The following is a 16,681-nucleotide window of genomic DNA, read 5'->3' as shown; positions in this document are numbered from 1 at the left end:
GCCGGGCGGCGGTTGGTTATGCCCCAGCGGGCGGTTGGTCCGCGACACCGCGGTAGGTGAAGCTGGCCGGGACCGTGTAGGTCGCCGACTCGGGGATTGTTGGGCCCTGGTCAACCGGTTCGGTCACCAGGCCCTCGAAGCCGTCGCGGCTGAGTTCCGAATCAACCCGGAAGAGGCTCGAAAGCTCGCCGACCAAGGCCTCGGCAGTAGCTAGTGGCTGGCCAGCCGGGCAAACGATGCTCACCTGGTAAACTCCGGTGTACTCGTAGGCATCGCTGCCCAGGTAGCGGCAGGTGGTGCCCGCAGGTAGCTGGAACGCCTGCAGGTAGGTTTCGTCGGGACCGGCCTCGAATCCTTGCTCGAAGTTCGCGACCCGTATCGGGCGCGCCGTGGCCCAGGCCATCAGCTTGATCTCGATGGCCTGTCTGGCACGTGCTTGGCTCATACTCGATGCGTCCTGATGGCTTCTTCGACGATGCGCTGGAAGTCTGCGACGGTGACGCGCACCATGCCGCCAGGCGCCTGTGAACTGTGGCCGTACTCCAAGGGGATGGCATACGGCAGGTTGTTGACGATAAAGGCGACCTCGCCGGCGGAGAGATCACCGGCAGCCAGAAGAAGCCTGTCCAGCGTCTCTCCGGCGCTCTCGATATCCTCGATCTCGCCAGCTGCTGGGGCGTCAGTGGTGAGCTGCCAGTTGCTGCGGAAGCGCCCGCCCACATAGCCCTGGCCAACCCGCCGAACGCCGAACCCGAAGTTCTCGCGCTGCTCGCGCTTGGTCAGCGGCTTACGCAGCCGCAGGCCGCCCTTCAGGTTTCCGCTCTTGGTGTAGTTGGATTGATCGGATGTGATACCGGCATTGATGGCCGCCGCCTTGGCGTTGTAAGCCGCGATCTGCTCCGCAGCGCTGCCTTGGGCCTCGACGTTTACCTTCCAGAGATCCGGGTTGCCGACCGGCGACATGGTCACCAGCCTGCGGCCAACCATGATGACGACCTCACGGAAGGTCAGGTCCATCGCCTCCTTGGCTGCCTCTGCGAACTGTTCCAGCTGCGCGGCAAAGCCTCCATCCAGCCCGCCGTAGCGGCTGGTCATGTATGAGCCGCGGGGCATGTTCACTTCCTCAGTTGGATGGTCCAGGTGGCCTTGGCCGCGTCCTGTCCGACGTTCATGACTCGGTAGCCGCTGATGCGATCACCGATCGCTGGGGTGGCAAGGCTATCCGTGACCACGCCGCCTTCATTCATCAGCAGCTCGTTCTGCAGCGCCTTGAGGCGGACGTCGGACGCCAGAATGCGTGTGCCGTCGATCTCCCTGGCCTTGTACTGGCCGAAGACTCCCCGACCGGTGTAGTGCAACGTTGTCGCTGGCGTATTCCCGCCCTTTTCGGGGTCATACGCCCCCGGCACCGTCCGGCTACCATCGACCGCCGCCACCGCATCGGCCAGATCCATATCGAAGGCCCGGCCCAGGTCGGCCTGCAACTCGCTTCGAAGCCCCATGTCACCCCCTGACGATCTTGACCTGACCAGTGCCCAGATACCGAGCCAGCAGGGCCAGAGCGAAGGATTCGCCCGCACTGATGGCCTTTGAAGTGGCCGAGTAGGTCTTGCTGCTCGACACACCGTCAGCATCCACGGACTTGCTCAGCACGCCAGTTTCCTTCGCCTGGTACAGGTTGCCTGCTGCAGCCTCCACCGCCACCTCTGCGCCGGCCTGCGCGACGCCGGCGGGAACCGTGTCGAACTCAGGCAGGCCCTGATTGGTGAGCCAGGTGTTGGCCATCAGCACCGCTCGCGCCTTCTTTTCATCCGGCGCCCAGGTCTGGCCCAGCAGCGCGTCGACCTGCTCGATGCTGATGTAGGTCGTCATTACGCGGCCCCGTCCAGCAGCTTCTGCAGGTCTTCCAGGCTGGCATCAGGCGCGAACTGCACGCCCTTCTCAGTCAATGCAGCCTGAAGCTTTGCCTTCAGTTCAGCCTCTTCAGCGGCTTTCGTTTCAGCTGCGGACTTGCCGCCCTTTGAGGTTTTACCCTCTTTGACCGGCTCGGGATGCTCATAACCATCCGGCGCGAACTTGGCGTCGACGATCTTGTAGCCTTTGCGGCGCAGGTAGGCCTTGCGCTCCGCCGAGACGGGGTGTTGCTCGTAAATGATGGTCTCGCTCATGGCGATCTCCTGAGAAATGCGCCCCGGAGGGCGCGAACCGGTTACTTGGTGGCGTCGCCTATGGTCAGGACGCCGGCCGAGCCCTTGATGCTGTTCGCCACCAGGTCCCAGTTGGTACCGGTGGACAGCTCGGAGTTGGTCGGCGACTTGCCGCCGTTGGCGGTGTCCCAGGTGTAGCCCTTGAGGCCCAGGCCGAAGGTGTAGTCGGCCTGCATGGTGGTCTCGATGCGCTCCTTGCCGTTGGAGGTCTGGATGTTGGTGATCAGGTCGGAACCGTCCATCACCATTGCGGCGCCGTCGGCAAGGCTCAGCACCTTCTGCTTGTTCGGGGTGCCGGCTTCGAACAGCGCTGGGGCGTCGGTGACAATGACCGATTTACCCAGCACATCTACGACCAGAACACCGCCGGCCTGGAACAGTTGCTCGTTGTTCGCCAGGTTCTTGCCGATCAGGGCGTGGTACTGGGCACCGGTCATGACCTGGGCGATGAGGCGGGCAGATGCGTCGCCGAAGAGTGCGTGCGCGCCGTTGATGGCGATGTAATCGACACCGGCGGTAGCGGATACGTCGTTGATCGCGCCTGGTTGATTGCCGATGGCGGCGACCAGAGCGGCGATGGCGGTGTTCAGCTGATCCGAGACGATCGCCTCGGACAGGTTGCGGCTGATAACTTCCAGCGCTTCCTCGGGGTTCTTCTGAACCCAGGACAGCTGTGCAGGCTCCCACAGGATCGGCCCAAAACCGCCGGCGATCTTCACCGAGTCGTACTGCTTCTGCGACAGCGGGGTCGCGGACTGGTTGCCGTTGGCGGCGTAGCGATCGACGCGACGCTGAGCGCCGTGCAGGCCCGCCCAGAACGATTCCTGCAGGAAGTCACCGTCGATGCCCTGAGTGGTCAGACGGATCGCACCGGCCGAGGCCGCGTTGAACTTGTCGACGTCCTGGGTCAGGGTTTCGATGGTGGCGTGGCGAAGGTATTCGTTAAACACCTTCATGTTCGAAAGGGCCATTGGGCCTCCTTATTCGCTTGCGATCAGGCCCTTCATGGCTTCCAGGCGCTCTGCCTTGGTGCCGCCGAAGTTGCCCTTTGTGGTTTTGGTGCTGCCACCGCCGTTCGGAGCGCCGCCGCCATTGGCACCGGAGCTCTTCAGGATGTGGTCGCGATGGGGGTACTGCGAGACGAGGGTTTCGAGCGCTTCGTTGAAGTCGGCCAGCTCACCAGGGCGGCTGCGGCTGAAGATTTTCTGGCCTTGGGCGTCGTAGGCGACGACCTTGCCTTCCTCGATCTTGAAGCTGTTGCCGAAGGTGGCCTGGACCATGTCAGCCGGTACCGCCATCTTCTCGGCGATGAACTGGGATCGGGCGAAGCTGCCACCGATCTTCTCGGCGTACAGCTGCTGCTCGAAGCCCTGCGCCTTGGTGTTGGCTTCGTCCAGCTGGGTCTGGAAGGCCTTGCTGATTTCACCCTTCACCTTCTCGATCTCGCCGGCATCCACCAGTTTCTTGGCGTCGAGGTTGGCGACGATCTCCAGCGCCTTCTTGGCGGCCGCGGCATCTTCGATGCCTTCGAACGCCTTGGCGGTCTTCTCAAAGCCGTCGGCGCGCTCGCGGTGCGACTTGGCTTCGGCATTCAGCCGGGTGATGGTGTTACGGGTGCCCACAGCATCGAAGGCGACTTCCTTGCCATCGTCCTCGACGTAGACCGGCTTGCCATCTTCGATCACGGCGTACTGCTTGCCATCCACTTCAACGGTCTTGAGTTTCATGTCGTCTCTCTGGGCCATCCGGCCAGTTGATGAGCCATCCGGCTCCAGTTGCGCCCCGTCCATCCGAACCGCAGGCATAAAAAAGCCCCGGCATTGGCCAGGGCTGTTGGTTGCAAAGTCAGAAGCTAGAGGTAGGATCCGAGGCTCGCTTACCTGAGAACCTTGGAGCTTCAAATGGAATTAGGCGCATCCACAACCGCGCGATGGACGATTGCAATTGGATTTCTTGGAGTCGTTGCCAGCGTGTGCGCGGCGGCGCTGACGTATTACGCCAGCTACCTCTCCACCCACCAGGCCGCCATTGAAACGTGCATGCGGCGAGTCGACAAGCAGGAAGCAGTCATCAGAGAAAAATCCGAAGCTGTGCTGGGCTCAATCGCGGCATTTGGCAGTAAAATCCAGGCGCCCGACAGTACTAAAGACAAGCAAGCCCTTTTCCACGTTCTCGGTCAGGCCGTGGTCGAAAGTTCAATGCGCCTCGTTGCATATGCGCCCGCAGAGCTAGTCGTTCCGACGCTCAAGCTTGCAGCTACCGTCCAAATAGGGCTTATGGCAGAGACGACCGAAGAGAAGCTCGAATCGCTATCGATGGCCCCTACAGCAATGAAGGATTGGCCAAAGCAGTATTTTTCCCTGATGGATAAATTTGAAAGCCGGAGAAAAGACTGTTTCAAATAAACTCGCGCCACAGATTGGAAGCTCTCTATTTCGTGGCGCGGGATTAGTTAAGCCGATGCTTTAACTCATCGAGAGTCAAAAGCTTCCCCTTGTCATTGTAAAACGCGCCGAGCTTCAACCCGCCCTGGCGCATCAGCCGGGCGCGCTCAGGTCCGAGTATCTCGTCCTGACGTGCTGCTGACTGCTTCCTGAGCCATTCGGCATAGGTGGTCGACTCCGGCACTTGGCCATCCATGCTCGCCCGCGTAGCTCCGTCGCTGAAGCCCAGGGCCTTGGCGCTCTTGAGCACCGGAACCTTGGAGGAACGGCAGCAGAAGTGGATACGCCCAGGCCCGGCCAGCCACGGGATCGTATGGCCGATGGGCTTGTAGTTGCCCAGCGTGTACGGCAGTCGGTCACGCATCCGGCAGTCGCTTGATGTGTGGTTGTCCAGCGTACTCAGCCACTCAACGTGGCTGATGATGTCGCTGTTTGCCTCGTACGCTGCGTCGCTGGCTGTTTCAGCCGTGTGGGATACCGCAGACCGCACTACCGCCTCTACGTCACGCCTGGACTTCTGGAGGGCACCGTCGGCGTATTGCTGAGCCCGGCTGCCCATGACCGTGCGCACGATCTCGGCAGTGGTACGCCCATCGACCAAGCCCGAGCGTACAGCGTCGCGCACTGCAGCAGCACGGCCGGACTCGATACCGACCATCCACTCCCTCAGCAGGCGACCCTGGAACGGTCGCGCCTGTGCGATCGCCTTCACTACACTGAACGCCGGGGAGACTACCGGGTATGCCTCCTGCACCAGCGCCGGGAGGACGGCCCGCAGCGCGCTCTGCTGGAACGTCAACTCGTAGCTGATCAGCCCGTCGGTCACCTGGTCCATGGCCAGGCGGATTTCGACGAAGGTCTGCTGGTTGATCCGTAGCACCGCCGACAGCGCGACATCGACAGCTGCGGCCGATAGGTCGGTGCCAAGGTTGTCGATGGCCCCGATCAGCGCGGCGCGCAGGTCGGCGTCTTTGCTGTTGAGGATCTTGATGATTGTCACAACCTGGCTGTTGCTCAGTCTGGATAGATCAACCTCATGGCCGATCAGTTCGTCCAGAAGCCTTTCGTTGGCCGTCTTCATCACAGCGTACCGAGAGCCGGGCCCTGGGCCTCAATCTTCGCCAGTTCCTCGTCCCAGTCGTATTCATCACTGATTACGCCCCGGCGCTGCATCTCGGTGAACAGCGTTTCCTTGCTGATCATCCCGGCATTGGCCATAGACACCAGCGTCGGCAGCGACACCTCAGGCATGTAGTCGACATCGAAGTTGCCGCGCATCTCGACCGTACCGCCGTCGCCCAGGCCGCGATAATCGGCCATGAACTGGAGCAGCTGGGCCAGGCAGTCGGCGAAGTGGTGCGCCATGCGTGCCAGTGGCGACAACTCCTGCGCTGCCTCCTCCTCCGCCTGGGTGGCGGTCTTGGTAGCCGTTCTGTCCGGCGTCAGCAGCTTGGCCCCGGCCATGCGCATCTCGTTGATCAGATCCTGCAGCGCGGTGCGACCCGCATCGACGGCCTGGCCGGTGTGCTCGACGTACTTGAGGTCGCCGTCCTTGGGCAGATCGGTCAGCTGGCCAGTGCCCACCTTGAACTCTGGTGGGACCACCCTCCCCTGATTGTCGTACTGGGTCTGGATGCCGATGCGCACCAGGATCGGGACGCGGATAACGTGCAGGATGTTGTCCTGGTCGCTCTGGCTCTGCCAGTGCTTCACGTTTAGGTGCGCCAGTTCGATCAGTGGTGGCTTGGCCGTCATGAAACCGGTGCGGCCGGTGTAGAAGGTCACCCAAGGGATAGCGGTCAGGCTATTGGTGCCCTCGTCGTACAGCTTCCAGGTTCCGCCAGATGCAGCCTGCTTGCCCCGTACGGCCTTGGCTGACCTGCGATAGGTCCGCCAGGATCCCGGCTCCAGCACGCGAATCTGCTCGACGCACTCGGAGCCGAACTCTCCGTCCTCCTCCTCGACCACCTCGATGTAGCGAATCATGGTCAGGACGCCGGCCTTCGAACGCCAGCCCAGCACTTGCTCGGGCCTCACCATCACAACGTATGGGCGCACACCGGCTGCCTGCTCGTCGGCCTGGGTCTTCAATTCGGCCGCGGGCGGGTGATCGACGAAGGCGTGGCATAGGCCGTGACTCAGGCCCTCCGTGAAGAACCCCACCGCCCACGAGTTAAGGTCGTTGCCAGCGTGGTCAATGTCCGCGGTCATCTCGACAATGGCCCCTGGCACATCGTCACCCACCTGCAGCGGCTCGGCGAACACACGGGACGTCATGTTGCCGACTGTTTCGGAGTAAGCAGGCAGCAGGGTCGAGAGACGCAGGCGTTCCTTGTAGGCCTCGTCGTCTTCGGCTGGATACTGCGGCAGCAGGGCCTTGCCCGCCGCGCGCATCGCCATCGTCCCGCCCATGAGCGGCGAGATCACGGCCCAGTAGGCGCGCATCGCGTCGACAGCGGGCAGCGTGATGCTCGGGTTATCGCTCATGGTCACATTCTCAGGGATTGGGTCGTGAAGACCGGTCGCTCAATTGGGTAGTCGTGGTGGATGAAGTAGCCACCCGCGTCGTTCGCGTGGTCCACGCCGGACTTCTTGTCGGGCTCACCGTTTGGCGCCCACACCTGCTGCTCCAGGCCATCCGCATAGGTCGGGCAGCGCAGCGGGTTGATCAAGTAGCGGCGCTCGCCATTGGCGTTGCAGAACATCGCGTTCATGGCGTTGATCCGGTCCTTTACAGGCGGGTTGGCGTCGGGCGCGATCACGCTGAAGCCGGCCTGGCGCAGGATGGCGATATCCGTCTCGCTGGCATTGACCGACTTGCGCGACCCGCCCGACGCATCCGGATAGATCCTGATCTCGCAGGTCTTCTCGTAGTCCCTGCCGTTGTGCCGCCAGTAGCGCTCCTTGATGCGCCGGATCATGTCCGGAGTGTCGAACCCATCGATCAGCTCATCCACGGCCCGAGGCCTGCCGTCTGCGCGCTTGACGTGCGTGATAGCCGCCATTTTGCCGACGTTGAAGTCCATCCCGATGAATAGGGGCTCTCCAGGCTCTACAGTGTCGAAGCAGGAATTCAGCTTCCGGTCGTAGGCGTGGTAGATCGACCCGGCGTTCAGGTTGACGAACTGGCCGTTCAGGTACGCCAGGATCAGTTGGGCCGGGTAGGATTCCATCAGTGATGGTATGTAGTCCGGGGGCAGGTTCAGCTCGTTGTCGAACGTGCTGGCCTGCACCAAGCCGTACATGCCCTGCAGGGCCGGCTTCTCGCGCAACTGCCTCACGAACTGCTGATAGACGAACTTGAACCCCTCCGGGGTCGTCGTCACATCCACGCCGTTCTTCAGCCCAGGGACGTTGTAGCGCATCCGGGCAATGATCTTGCGCCAGGCGTGCTCAGCCTTCAGCGCGGGCAGAACATCGAGTTCGTCGACCAGGGCGTGGCCGATCTTGAAGCCCACGATGGTCTGCGGCTTCTCCATCGAGCGGCAGATGGTCGTGCTGCGATACTGGCCGCCACTGTAGAACTCGACCTCCTTGTCGCTCTCCTTCGTCTTGACCTTCAGGCCCCAGTCGAAGGCGACCTCCTCGATGGTCGGAAAGAAGATGTCACGGATCTGCGGGTAAGTCGGGGCGAAGTAGCCGGAGTCGATCCGAGGCCACTCCCAGACGTGCTTGCATAGCGCTGCACAGCCTACCCAGGTCTTGCCGGAGCCGAAACCGGCCACGAACCCGCGAAACTTGTTCTCCATGCGCAGGAAGCTGGCCTGGGGCACGTTAAGTGACGGCATCAGGCTTCCTCGCATCCACCACATCGACCTGCACCCGGGTGGGCGGCACGTTGTCGTGGGGATTCTCGTTCTTGGTCTGGCGGTTCACGTAGACATCGCCGACCTCTTTGGCCGCCTGTTCCAGAAGCTGGGCAGTCAGGGCCATGTTCTTCATCGACTCGGCCTTTTCCGCCATCCTGGCAAGCGCACGTAGGCGATAGGCACGGTGCGCGATAGGAATATCGGCCGTCTCGGTAGTGAACCGCTCTCGGCATGCATGGAACATTTCCACCCAGCGCTTTGCCAGGCCGCGCCCGGCGTACTTGGTTGGGTCATGCCCTTCGCACACTTGGCGACTGACATCTACCCCGAATTCTTTCTTGACGGCCTCCACCACCTGGGTCGGTGTATCGAAGCAGGCCAGAGCCTGAACAATGAAGGCTTTGACCTCGCTTCGTAGTGCTGCCATGTGAATGTCATCCGTCAGGACCTGTCAGGATTCAGGCCGACTTGAGTAGGCAGGTTCCGCAGGCCCTCGAAATGTTGATCTTGGCCACCTCTGGCGGCCGACTTGCAGCGTCGATCAGTTGCTGGACTTCTTCGCTGGCACCGTAGCGCCTCACCACGCCGACGAACTCTTCTACGTCATGTCCGCGCATCTTGAGCTTCGGCATGCCTTCCTCTGTGAAGGCCGGGGCGCCATACTTATCGGTCGCCTGTGCAATGTGATAGAGCTCATGCTCGACCAGAGCGCTGAACTCGAGATCTGAGCATTGGGAGCAGTAATCGGCAGCCAAGGTGATGAGGTAGGCTGGCACACGGCCGAACCACTCCACCATCTGCTGCTCCATCCGGGCCTTCTGCCATCCGCCAGCGCGGAAAGCGACCTGCTCGGCTTGGCCAAGAACAGTTCGCCCCTGCTTCTCGAAGTGTGAACTTGCCCAGAGGACTCCAATGTCAGCATCGATCAGGTGAGCATGGTCGGGATTATGGATGTCCCCGGTTTCGACCAGCACTTGAGCCTCTATCCACTCCCATATTTCAGTGGCTGGCTCCAGGCGGATATTCAGTTCAGCGAACTCTGAAAGCTCAAGCAGCGCAGCTGGCGGGAATGGTCGCTTCATCTCCACCCTCAAATCTGCCAGTTGATTAACTTGTCCAGCCAAACCGCCAAATTAGGTATGCCACCAACAATGCAACCGGTATCCCGAGTATGACCGGCACCAAATGCTCAGTCAGGAGACTCAGAAAGGTTCGTTTGGGTGACTCTACCGACTTGGCAGGAGGAGTGACAGCAAAGGAGTCCTTGACCTCAATTCGCTTCAAGGCTTCCCCCTCGACTAATGTCGATGAGTTGGTCTTACACCCATCAATTTTGATGTCTTCCGAGTCCTTGAGATTAAACATTGCCATGAATGACTCTCCAGACGGCCATTGCGAGTGGCGAAACTCTTGGAGCCCAACCGGCATCACTGTGCTGAACATTTTTGGCGGCAAGCCTTCGCACACGCTCACCAGTTACAGCTGTTCGGGTTGAGTGAAGCTGAACGTCATTCAATCGGATGTCTTCGGAGTCGTAAATTTCAAATGCAGTGTCCAACCCCTCCATCGAAACGTTATTAATTCTCACATCCGTGCAGTTTCGCATCACAATTCCAGTAACCATTAACTACTTCCTGCCAATCCCGACACAAATAGATGGCACAACAATAGCACTGCCAGTTACTTTGCGCTGCCTCACGCATGCTTGCGCCACAAAACGGCGCCTCTCGAATTTGTGGCGCCCTACCCCGGCTGGAACACATGGCCGCGCCGGGCGACGGCATACAGGACGATGCCGAGCTTCATGATCACGCCGTACAGGGTGGGCACATGGCCGCCCATGGCCAGGACGAACGAGCCGAAGGCGCCGATGGCCACCAGGTAGAACGCGACCGCCAGCAGCGGGTGATCCATTGGCCTGATCCGGCGCAGGTAGTCGCACGCGGCGATCACCACCAACACGCTCAGGAAAGCATTCGCGCCGATCAGAACTGAAATCAGGGTCGAGCTCATCAGGTAGCTCCCTTGGCTCCGAACTGACCCACGAGCGACTTCAGCACCGGGATGATGTTCATTGCCAGAAGGCCTATCAGAAAGGCCACGCCGTATTGGGTTTCTCCGCTTGTGCCAAGGCTGAAGTAGCTGATGGCGAGCGGGGTGCAGAAGACTGCTGAAGCGAAGCCGGTGAAGAAGGCGGCGACCGCCTGGCCCCGGGTGAGGCCTCGCAGGAAGGTCAGCGAGAGGATCGCTCCTGCGAAGCCGCCAATGATCACGCCGTACTTCACCAGCAGGACGCCGGCAGTCGTGCTTGCTGGTTCGGCCATGAGTGGTTCCTAGAATAAAAGGCCCGATTGAGGCCCTTTAAAGAGCCAGGGCAAGGGCGGAGCAGCACAAACGAAAAAGCCCCGGCAACGCCAGGGCTTAGAAATGCAAATCAATATTGAAAAGGGGCAACTCTTTTAGGCATCACCAACCGGCGCGCGAACTCGGCGTCGCAGATCTTTAGGAGCAAGCACATCACCAGCTACGGAAAATATGCCGACTCCTCCGGCTAGAGCCATGGAACCTTTAGTAGTCATTGCCAGCTCAAGAAAATCAGGGCTGAAGGCCGAAGAGACCAGAACCGCGAATGGAACAATTGTTGCGCCATTGAGGAATGCGACTACGCACTCATCTTTCTTGATGCTGAAGCCTTGCATCAGGTACCGAAGCACCACCGCAACGAAGCCAACAACAACAGTCCAGGCATCCAGCCCTAAGTCGAGTGGCATATCAGATGATGGCCACGAACTTCAAAGCAGCGACGGTGCCGCCTGCACCGATAAGAGAAGCAACACCTGCCGCCCCGAATGACGAAGTATCGAAGCCGAGTAGACCGGCGATAGCTACGCCAACGATCGCGCCGGAAAACACCAAGCGTAACGTTCTGAAATCCAGAGTCATATTCATCTCCTTGGCCTTGGCCGACTATTCGAAAGCGGGCGCATTCTGCGTCACACGTTTACGTTATGCAACGTTTCGACAGCCAAATCTAGAGGGAGATCCACACGATTTCGTGGGAATTCCTATTAATTTTGGCGGAGATTCGATGACATAGTGTCACTATGCCCCCAAATTTATCTCTAATCGTCGATGATCGCGCCACAATTTCAATTTTCATGATTTCGTGGCGCGCGCTTCAAAATCACAACAAATTTCGACGGACGGATCATTTTCTCGGGCGCGAAAAAAACCCAGCGCTATGGCTGGGCTTTCGTAATCACTCCTCAACACGCGCAGGAATGACAGGATGCAAGAATTTTGTTGCACCGTTGCAGAGTTGTCAAGCGGCATCTGCCATCAAAACGCCTTCCTCCTCCAAGATCTTGCTGGAGGCAGCCAAAGCCTCGGCGACCATATCGTCCAGCACCTTCTCAATCCCCTTCTTCCAGCGCCAGTACGTGGTCCGATTCAGGCCCTGGCCATCCCAGGTGTTGATGTCGTAGAACTCGGCCGGCAGCACGATCATGTCGGTTGAGCGCTTCACGTACTGCTCACGGCGCGCCTGGCCGGCATCCTCTGGCATCTCGCCTCCCTCCAGGTGCTTGACCACGCCTGCATGCAGCGAGTCGAATTCTGCACGCTCACGGGCAGCGCGGCTGGCCACCTCATGCCCCGAATGCGCTTGCACTCCTTTCACGGGAGGGATCGCCCAGGCGGTGACCGCCTTGTACCGGAACAGGTTCGGCGCCTGCGTGGCAATCAGCGGCACCAGCTTGCCGATCGCCTCCACCTTCTTGGCCTTGTGGGTCGAGAACCTAGCTGTCAGGGCATTCCAGTGCCGAGGGATCAACTTGCTGTGCAGGCGGGCGTGCACCCAGCAGTCCACCAGCATCGCTGCATCCTTCCCGGTGATCTCGCCCTTCAGCCTCGAAGCCTGGACCTTTGGCTCGAAGTCCCCACCACCCACGCCGCTCACGGTATCTGCCGCCAGGGCGCGCACTACCGCTGCCAACACGCTTTGGTATTTCATCGGCCCTGCTCCTTTTTCATTCGATCTTGGATTTTCATAGCCCGCCATACGCACCAGTTCGAGAGCAGGATGATGGCCAGGGCAAACACGTGGATCAGCTCGCTCCATGTCCAGATCATGCTGCAGCCCTCCTCAGGTCTTTGAGCTTCTGCCTGTACAGGGCCTTGATGGCCTGCAGGTCTTCGATGGTCAGGCGCTGGGGCTTATGAGGCCCTTCGAGCCATTCAACCTGGTCGGCGCCGATGCGCTTCACCAACCGGATGCGGTACTCGATCGCGTTACCAGACAGGTTCCGGTTGCACTTCACGCACTGGCGGTGGACGTTGAGCGGTTCAAACCGCAACTCAGGGCATGCACCCACCGACCGGTAATGCCCGGCGTCCCAGCGGCTGCCGGTGATGAGGTCGTGGTCGCTTGGGTTCGAATCGCAGCTGATGCACGGCAGACCGGCATCGCGCTCGCGGATGTAGGCATTGAACGCGGTCTGTGCCTCGGCCATGTGCTCGCGGCGGGTCTTCAGCTTCTCCCGGCGCTCCTTGAGGTCCTCCCGGGCCTGCTTGGTGATTGCCCTGGCCGCAACCTTCTGCAGCTTCGGATCTTTGGCCATGGCCTTGGCACAGGCGATGCTGCATACCTTCTGCGTGGTCATGGTCGGCTTGAAGGGCTTGCCGCAACCTGGCGCCTTGCACTTCTTCGGTTTGATCTCGGCTACGCGCATGGCTCGGCCTCCTTGGCTTTCTGCTGCTCGGGTTCAAAGTCGCCGCGCAGACGCATAAGGAACTGCTCTCTGCATGGCCCTTCGGAGGTCGTCACGCCGCGCTTGTCGGTGTACTGGCCATCGGTCAGCCGAACGAGCCAGATACGGTTCTCCTCGACGTTGTCTACCCAGCCGCCAGCCTCAAGGAAAATCACCCGGCCATTCCCAAGGTATTCAATCAGCTCCACCGTTCTGCCCAGCGTCTCGTATGCCGTGAGGGTGCCGACGATCAGCGCAAGGTCACCAGCCTTGAATTGATGCCTCATGCCGCTTCCTCCCCCAGCAGGTCAGCGAAGTGCACGCCCCGCGGCGTGAACTCCTCGACGATCCGGTCGGTGTACTGGCAGCCCTGTGCACGGTCGAACAACCGGGTGACCGGGAACCCATCCGGCCCGAACATGGCACACGGCCCCATGAGGCGCAGCTTCACGTCGTAATCCAGGTGGATGAATGACTCAGCCCAGCCGTTGCGGAACTCGGCGCAGCCGGCGCGCATGATCGGCACGCCAAGGTGCAGCTTGCAGTAGCGGCGCACGTCCTCGATGTCGCCCATCTCGGTGCTCTTGGCGATGCGTTCGTACATGGCGAACCACAGGGCGTTCTGATCCAGGGTGCGGTCCTTGCCCGGGCGCATGGTGACCACGACGAACTTCTTGTCGCGGAACAGGCGGGTGAGCATGGTGATGGCTTCGGACAGCTTGGCCTGGCTGTTGACGCTGATTTTCTCTGTCATGCCGCCTCTCCCTTGCCAAGTTTGAAGGCGTAACGCTCCATCAGGTACGCGCGATCAACGAATGCGTCGATGACGAAGCCGTTGAGCTTGACCTCGGCAAACGCGCCATCACGGACGGCGGCCACGTAGTACTTGCAGCCCTGGCGCCCCATGGCAGGGTCGTGCACGACCATCATCCCTTCGAAGCACTCGACGATGACCTGGTGCATGCCACCCTCCAAATTCAGTGAAGGCACGCCAACCAAGTAGGCGCCGTCGCGATCAAGCTTGGGCAGGTCAGCGGTATCGAACGACTTGAATGGTATGGCCTGCTGTTCCAGCGCCTCGCGGGTGCTCATATCCCCGGCGAAGTAGCGTTCGTGCAGTTGGGCAACCACCACGCCAACTGGCTCGGCTTTGATCATCGCCAAGCAGGTCGAGAAACAGGTGTTGTGCGTCGGCTGGGTTTGGTGCGAGATCAAGTAGCTCATGGCGCCACCTTCAGGCCTTGGGCCTCGATCAGCTCACGCACAGACTCGGCATCGCAGTAGTCGCGGCCCTCAAGGCGGTAAGTGACTGGCATCTCCACTTCGGTGACCGGAGAATCCTGCTCGCGAAGGATCTGAAGCAGCTGGTCATGCGCAGCGTGGAGTTCGGCGAGGCTTTCAAAACTGATCCGGATGCACTGTTTGCCATTTCCAGACTCGGTGATGATCAAACCTTTCTTGAGTGCTTCGACGCTTATGGTGTTGTCGCGCATCTTGTTGGTGTCCATCAGTGCTTCTCCCAAGGCAGGAAAATCGCTTCGCAGGCGCGGGCAATCTCAGAAAAGTCGCGACGGTTCTGCCAGAGCACGGCCCCGGCAAACAAAACCGGCATCACTGGCAGCAGCACCAGCAGGTAGATTCGGGCCAGCCACGGGCAGCGGATCATCCACGGCTTGATGCCGCGCGGATTGAACTTGCGCATCACACCCCCTCCCCGGCCGGCTGCCCGGCGCGCTTGATGTTCAATTGAGCAATGGCGACGCGTGTCTGCCGCTTGCGTAGGTAGGTGTCGACCCGGCGGCGCTGGGATTCCTTGGCGCGCTCGCGGTCTTTCTTGGCTTTCGAGGCGGTCAGGATGCAGCGCACCTCGGCCAGCTTTTCGCGCACCTTAGGGCTGGCCTCGGCTCGCACCTCGCCAGTGATCAGTCCTGCGATGGCGCGGCCATCCTCGGAGGTAGGAGCAATGCACAGGTGAGCCAGATGCTTTGCTCCAGTCTCTTGAGTGATCAGCTTCGAACGCACGGCGGATTCGATTGCGGCAACACGCCGTGCAGGGTCGTAACCCAAGGAGACTTCCCACTTGGCCGGGGAAGCCTCTGCCCTGGCAGCGATGACTAGGCGCTCGTAGGCGCTCATGAAGGCCATACGGGCGCCCACCTTGTCGCCAACCTCAAGCACGGGGCAGGATGCAGTCATTGCCTGGCGAATCTCGGCGGTCATCACCACTGTCTCGCTTTCGTCGCTGGCAGACAGGGCGATGGCCCAGGCCTCGTCCTTGCCGGGGTGCCCATCAGCGGCCTGAGCGTGTCGGAGGACTGCGGCTACGGTCAGGCGACCACCTTCACGGCGGCAAGTGCGAAGCGCATCAGCCAGCACGCCCTCGCTGTACTCGCGCAGATCCTCGACCATCAGCAGCGCAGCGCCCTGGGTGAGCTGCTGACCCATCACCTCGGCGGTGGCGAACAGGGAGAGCAGCAATTGATCTTGCTGGGTGTCATTCAGCATGGGTTGCAGCCCTCTTGGCTCGGAGCGCTTCCAGGGCCTGCTCAGCGGCGCTGACGTTGGCTTGGGTTTGCTCGATCTGGCGGGCAGTGGTGCCCGTCATCTGGCGATTTGTGACCCACTGGGTGTGGTAGGCCTCGGCCTTGGCCAGCAGGTCGCCCAGGTTGTGGCAGCCGTTGATCAGCTTGGCGTCGTTGATCCGCAGGTAGAACGCGGCCACGTGGTGGGCAACCTCTATCCCGAGGCGATCAATCAGCTGGCCCATCTGCCCACCGGCCTTGGCATTCCAGACCGGCCAGGTGTGGTAGCGCTTGCGGTAGGCCATCGCGTAGTTGGCCCAGGCCTTGAAGGTTTTGCAGGATTGGTCCTTTGGCCCTGGCATGTCTGCCGGGATTTCGCAGCGCGGCTCTTCGCCCCCAACGGGGATCAGTGCAACCACTTTTCCGGCAGGCTGGTTCGGCTCGTCCGAACCTTCCTGCGAACACTGACTCGTACCCTGATTGGTATCCTGATTATTGGTATCCTGATTTGTCGGATTTTTTTCCGACCTTGGCTCGGATTTTTTTCCGACCATGCTCGGATTTTTTTCCGAGGTAGATCGGATTTTTTTCCGACCTTTGGTGCCAGTTGGTGGGGTCGGATATTTTTCCGACCCATCCAGTTTCTGATTCCACTCGGTGGCCTTCTCCGTCAGGCGGAACAGGGTGATGCTGGAGGTGCTGGAAAGCTCGATCAGGCCGACCTCTTCCAGGGCTTTCAGCATACGGTAGGCGGTGTCGGGCTTGCCGGTCAGCAGTGGCAACTCGTCGGTGATCTTGGCCTTGCTCAGAGCGAAGTAGATGCCGTCAGGCGTCTGCATAGGCTTTGCCCAGCTTGGGCAGCCGTAGACGAACGAGAACAGCAGCGCCTGCTGGGAGTTGAGCCCCCATTCCAGAGCTTTTACCTGGTTGATGGTGAGGGTGAACTGCATA

27 protein-coding genes are annotated in these 16,681 nt (G+C 60.6%); 1 reads left to right on the top strand and 26 read right to left on the bottom strand.

The window, feature by feature from the left end:
• Window positions 1-16 precede the first annotated feature (16 nt).
• The 7 genes from ACF8EA_RS08460 to ACF8EA_RS08430 are packed head-to-tail and all read right to left on the bottom strand — an operon-like array spanning window position 17 to window position 3,934.
• A complete protein-coding gene (locus ACF8EA_RS08460; protein WP_392521566.1) occupies window positions 17-445 on the bottom strand; it encodes a phage tail terminator-like protein in 429 nt (142 codons plus the stop codon).
• Window positions 442-1,095 (bottom strand): hypothetical protein, encoded by a 654-nt coding sequence (locus tag ACF8EA_RS08455; protein WP_392521565.1) that lies wholly within the window; start codon window positions 1,093-1,095, stop codon window positions 442-444. Before ACF8EA_RS08455 ends, ACF8EA_RS08460 begins: the two co-directional genes overlap by 4 nt.
• A 20-nt stretch (window positions 1,096-1,115) precedes the next feature.
• On the bottom strand, window positions 1,116-1,502 hold the full coding sequence (locus ACF8EA_RS08450) for a hypothetical protein (protein WP_392521563.1): 387 nt from the start codon (window positions 1,500-1,502) through the stop codon (window positions 1,116-1,118).
• A 1-nt stretch (window position 1,503) separates the two neighbouring features.
• Window positions 1,504-1,872, bottom strand: a complete 369-nt coding sequence (locus tag ACF8EA_RS08445) for a hypothetical protein (RefSeq protein ID WP_392521561.1) — start codon at window positions 1,870-1,872, stop codon at window positions 1,504-1,506.
• Entirely contained in the window at window positions 1,872-2,168 is a 297-nt protein-coding gene (locus ACF8EA_RS08440) for a hypothetical protein (RefSeq protein WP_392521560.1), read from the bottom strand. The genes ACF8EA_RS08445 and ACF8EA_RS08440 overlap by 1 nt, the downstream gene beginning before the upstream one ends.
• Before the next feature lie 41 nt (window positions 2,169-2,209).
• The gene (locus tag ACF8EA_RS08435; RefSeq protein ID WP_392521558.1) at window positions 2,210-3,178 is read right to left on the bottom strand and encodes a major capsid protein; all 969 of its coding nucleotides are present in this window, start codon (window positions 3,176-3,178) and stop codon (window positions 2,210-2,212) included.
• A 9-nt stretch (window positions 3,179-3,187) separates the two neighbouring features.
• Window positions 3,188-3,934, bottom strand: coding sequence for a DUF6651 domain-containing protein (locus ACF8EA_RS08430; protein WP_392521557.1), 747 nt, complete (start codon window positions 3,932-3,934; stop codon window positions 3,188-3,190).
• A gap of 174 nt (window positions 3,935-4,108) precedes the next feature.
• On the opposite strand from ACF8EA_RS08430, the gene ACF8EA_RS08425 reads away from it, so the two are divergent.
• Entirely contained in the window at window positions 4,109-4,612 is a 504-nt protein-coding gene (locus tag ACF8EA_RS08425; protein WP_392521556.1) for a hypothetical protein, read from the top strand.
• Between the two features lie 43 nt (window positions 4,613-4,655).
• Here the strand turns inward: ACF8EA_RS08425 and ACF8EA_RS08420 are convergent, their stop codons facing one another.
• The 19 genes from ACF8EA_RS08420 to ACF8EA_RS08330 form a co-directional block, all read right to left on the bottom strand.
• Window positions 4,656-5,732, bottom strand: a complete 1,077-nt coding sequence (locus tag ACF8EA_RS08420) for a hypothetical protein (RefSeq protein WP_392521555.1) — start codon at window positions 5,730-5,732, stop codon at window positions 4,656-4,658.
• Window positions 5,732-7,138, bottom strand: a complete 1,407-nt coding sequence (locus ACF8EA_RS08415; RefSeq protein WP_392521554.1) for a DUF4055 domain-containing protein — start codon at window positions 7,136-7,138, stop codon at window positions 5,732-5,734. The genes ACF8EA_RS08420 and ACF8EA_RS08415 overlap by 1 nt, the downstream gene beginning before the upstream one ends.
• Window positions 7,139-7,140: 2 nt before the next feature.
• Window positions 7,141-8,439 (bottom strand): terminase large subunit domain-containing protein, encoded by a 1,299-nt coding sequence (locus ACF8EA_RS08410; RefSeq protein ID WP_392521552.1) that lies wholly within the window; start codon window positions 8,437-8,439, stop codon window positions 7,141-7,143.
• Entirely contained in the window at window positions 8,426-8,887 is a 462-nt protein-coding gene (locus ACF8EA_RS08405; protein ID WP_392521551.1) for a DUF2280 domain-containing protein, read from the bottom strand. The genes ACF8EA_RS08410 and ACF8EA_RS08405 overlap by 14 nt, the downstream gene beginning before the upstream one ends.
• Window positions 8,888-8,918: 31 nt before the next feature.
• The gene (locus tag ACF8EA_RS08400) at window positions 8,919-9,542 is read right to left on the bottom strand and encodes a putative metallopeptidase (protein ID WP_392521550.1); all 624 of its coding nucleotides are present in this window, start codon (window positions 9,540-9,542) and stop codon (window positions 8,919-8,921) included.
• Window positions 9,543-10,203: 661 nt separating this feature from the next.
• Entirely contained in the window at window positions 10,204-10,473 is a 270-nt protein-coding gene (locus ACF8EA_RS08395; protein ID WP_392521548.1) for a hypothetical protein, read from the bottom strand.
• On the bottom strand, window positions 10,473-10,784 hold the full coding sequence (locus ACF8EA_RS08390) for a hypothetical protein (RefSeq protein WP_016711287.1): 312 nt from the start codon (window positions 10,782-10,784) through the stop codon (window positions 10,473-10,475). Before ACF8EA_RS08390 ends, ACF8EA_RS08395 begins: the two co-directional genes overlap by 1 nt.
• A 135-nt stretch (window positions 10,785-10,919) precedes the next feature.
• Entirely contained in the window at window positions 10,920-11,231 is a 312-nt protein-coding gene (locus ACF8EA_RS08385) for a hypothetical protein (RefSeq protein WP_367868858.1), read from the bottom strand.
• A gap of 1 nt (window position 11,232) precedes the next feature.
• Window positions 11,233-11,403, bottom strand: a complete 171-nt coding sequence (locus tag ACF8EA_RS08380; protein WP_157767133.1) for a hypothetical protein — start codon at window positions 11,401-11,403, stop codon at window positions 11,233-11,235.
• A gap of 379 nt (window positions 11,404-11,782) precedes the next feature.
• On the bottom strand, window positions 11,783-12,472 hold the full coding sequence (locus tag ACF8EA_RS08375; RefSeq protein WP_392521547.1) for a hypothetical protein: 690 nt from the start codon (window positions 12,470-12,472) through the stop codon (window positions 11,783-11,785).
• Window positions 12,469-12,591: a hypothetical protein gene (locus ACF8EA_RS08370; RefSeq protein WP_392521545.1), complete on the bottom strand. Its 123-nt coding sequence runs from the start codon at window positions 12,589-12,591 to the stop codon at window positions 12,469-12,471. Before ACF8EA_RS08370 ends, ACF8EA_RS08375 begins: the two co-directional genes overlap by 4 nt.
• Window positions 12,588-13,190, bottom strand: a complete 603-nt coding sequence (locus ACF8EA_RS08365) for a recombination protein NinG (RefSeq protein WP_392521544.1) — start codon at window positions 13,188-13,190, stop codon at window positions 12,588-12,590. Before ACF8EA_RS08365 ends, ACF8EA_RS08370 begins: the two co-directional genes overlap by 4 nt.
• The gene (locus ACF8EA_RS08360; protein WP_392521543.1) at window positions 13,181-13,495 is read right to left on the bottom strand and encodes a hypothetical protein; all 315 of its coding nucleotides are present in this window, start codon (window positions 13,493-13,495) and stop codon (window positions 13,181-13,183) included. The genes ACF8EA_RS08365 and ACF8EA_RS08360 overlap by 10 nt, the downstream gene beginning before the upstream one ends.
• Window positions 13,492-13,962 (bottom strand): hypothetical protein, encoded by a 471-nt coding sequence (locus tag ACF8EA_RS08355; RefSeq protein WP_392521542.1) that lies wholly within the window; start codon window positions 13,960-13,962, stop codon window positions 13,492-13,494. Before ACF8EA_RS08355 ends, ACF8EA_RS08360 begins: the two co-directional genes overlap by 4 nt.
• A complete protein-coding gene (locus tag ACF8EA_RS08350) occupies window positions 13,959-14,432 on the bottom strand; it encodes a hypothetical protein (protein WP_392521541.1) in 474 nt (157 codons plus the stop codon). Before ACF8EA_RS08350 ends, ACF8EA_RS08355 begins: the two co-directional genes overlap by 4 nt.
• Window positions 14,429-14,716, bottom strand: coding sequence for a hypothetical protein (locus tag ACF8EA_RS08345; protein WP_392521539.1), 288 nt, complete (start codon window positions 14,714-14,716; stop codon window positions 14,429-14,431). The genes ACF8EA_RS08350 and ACF8EA_RS08345 overlap by 4 nt, the downstream gene beginning before the upstream one ends.
• The gene (locus tag ACF8EA_RS08340) at window positions 14,716-14,910 is read right to left on the bottom strand and encodes a hypothetical protein (RefSeq protein ID WP_392521538.1); all 195 of its coding nucleotides are present in this window, start codon (window positions 14,908-14,910) and stop codon (window positions 14,716-14,718) included. The genes ACF8EA_RS08345 and ACF8EA_RS08340 overlap by 1 nt, the downstream gene beginning before the upstream one ends.
• Complete coding sequence (locus ACF8EA_RS08335) at window positions 14,910-15,713, bottom strand: hypothetical protein (protein ID WP_392521536.1); 804 nt, start codon at window positions 15,711-15,713, stop codon at window positions 14,910-14,912. Before ACF8EA_RS08335 ends, ACF8EA_RS08340 begins: the two co-directional genes overlap by 1 nt.
• A complete protein-coding gene (locus tag ACF8EA_RS08330) occupies window positions 15,703-16,680 on the bottom strand; it encodes a phage replication protein (RefSeq protein ID WP_392521534.1) in 978 nt (325 codons plus the stop codon). Before ACF8EA_RS08330 ends, ACF8EA_RS08335 begins: the two co-directional genes overlap by 11 nt.
• Window position 16,681: the final 1 nt, after the last annotated feature.

The organism is Pseudomonas sp. YQ_5 (genome assembly GCF_043103305.1).
Taxonomy (GTDB): Bacteria; Pseudomonadota; Gammaproteobacteria; order Pseudomonadales; family Pseudomonadaceae; genus Aquipseudomonas; species Aquipseudomonas putida_Y.
The sequence above is the reverse complement of the archived record's forward strand: the minus strand, read 5'-3'. Positions and strand labels throughout refer to the sequence as shown.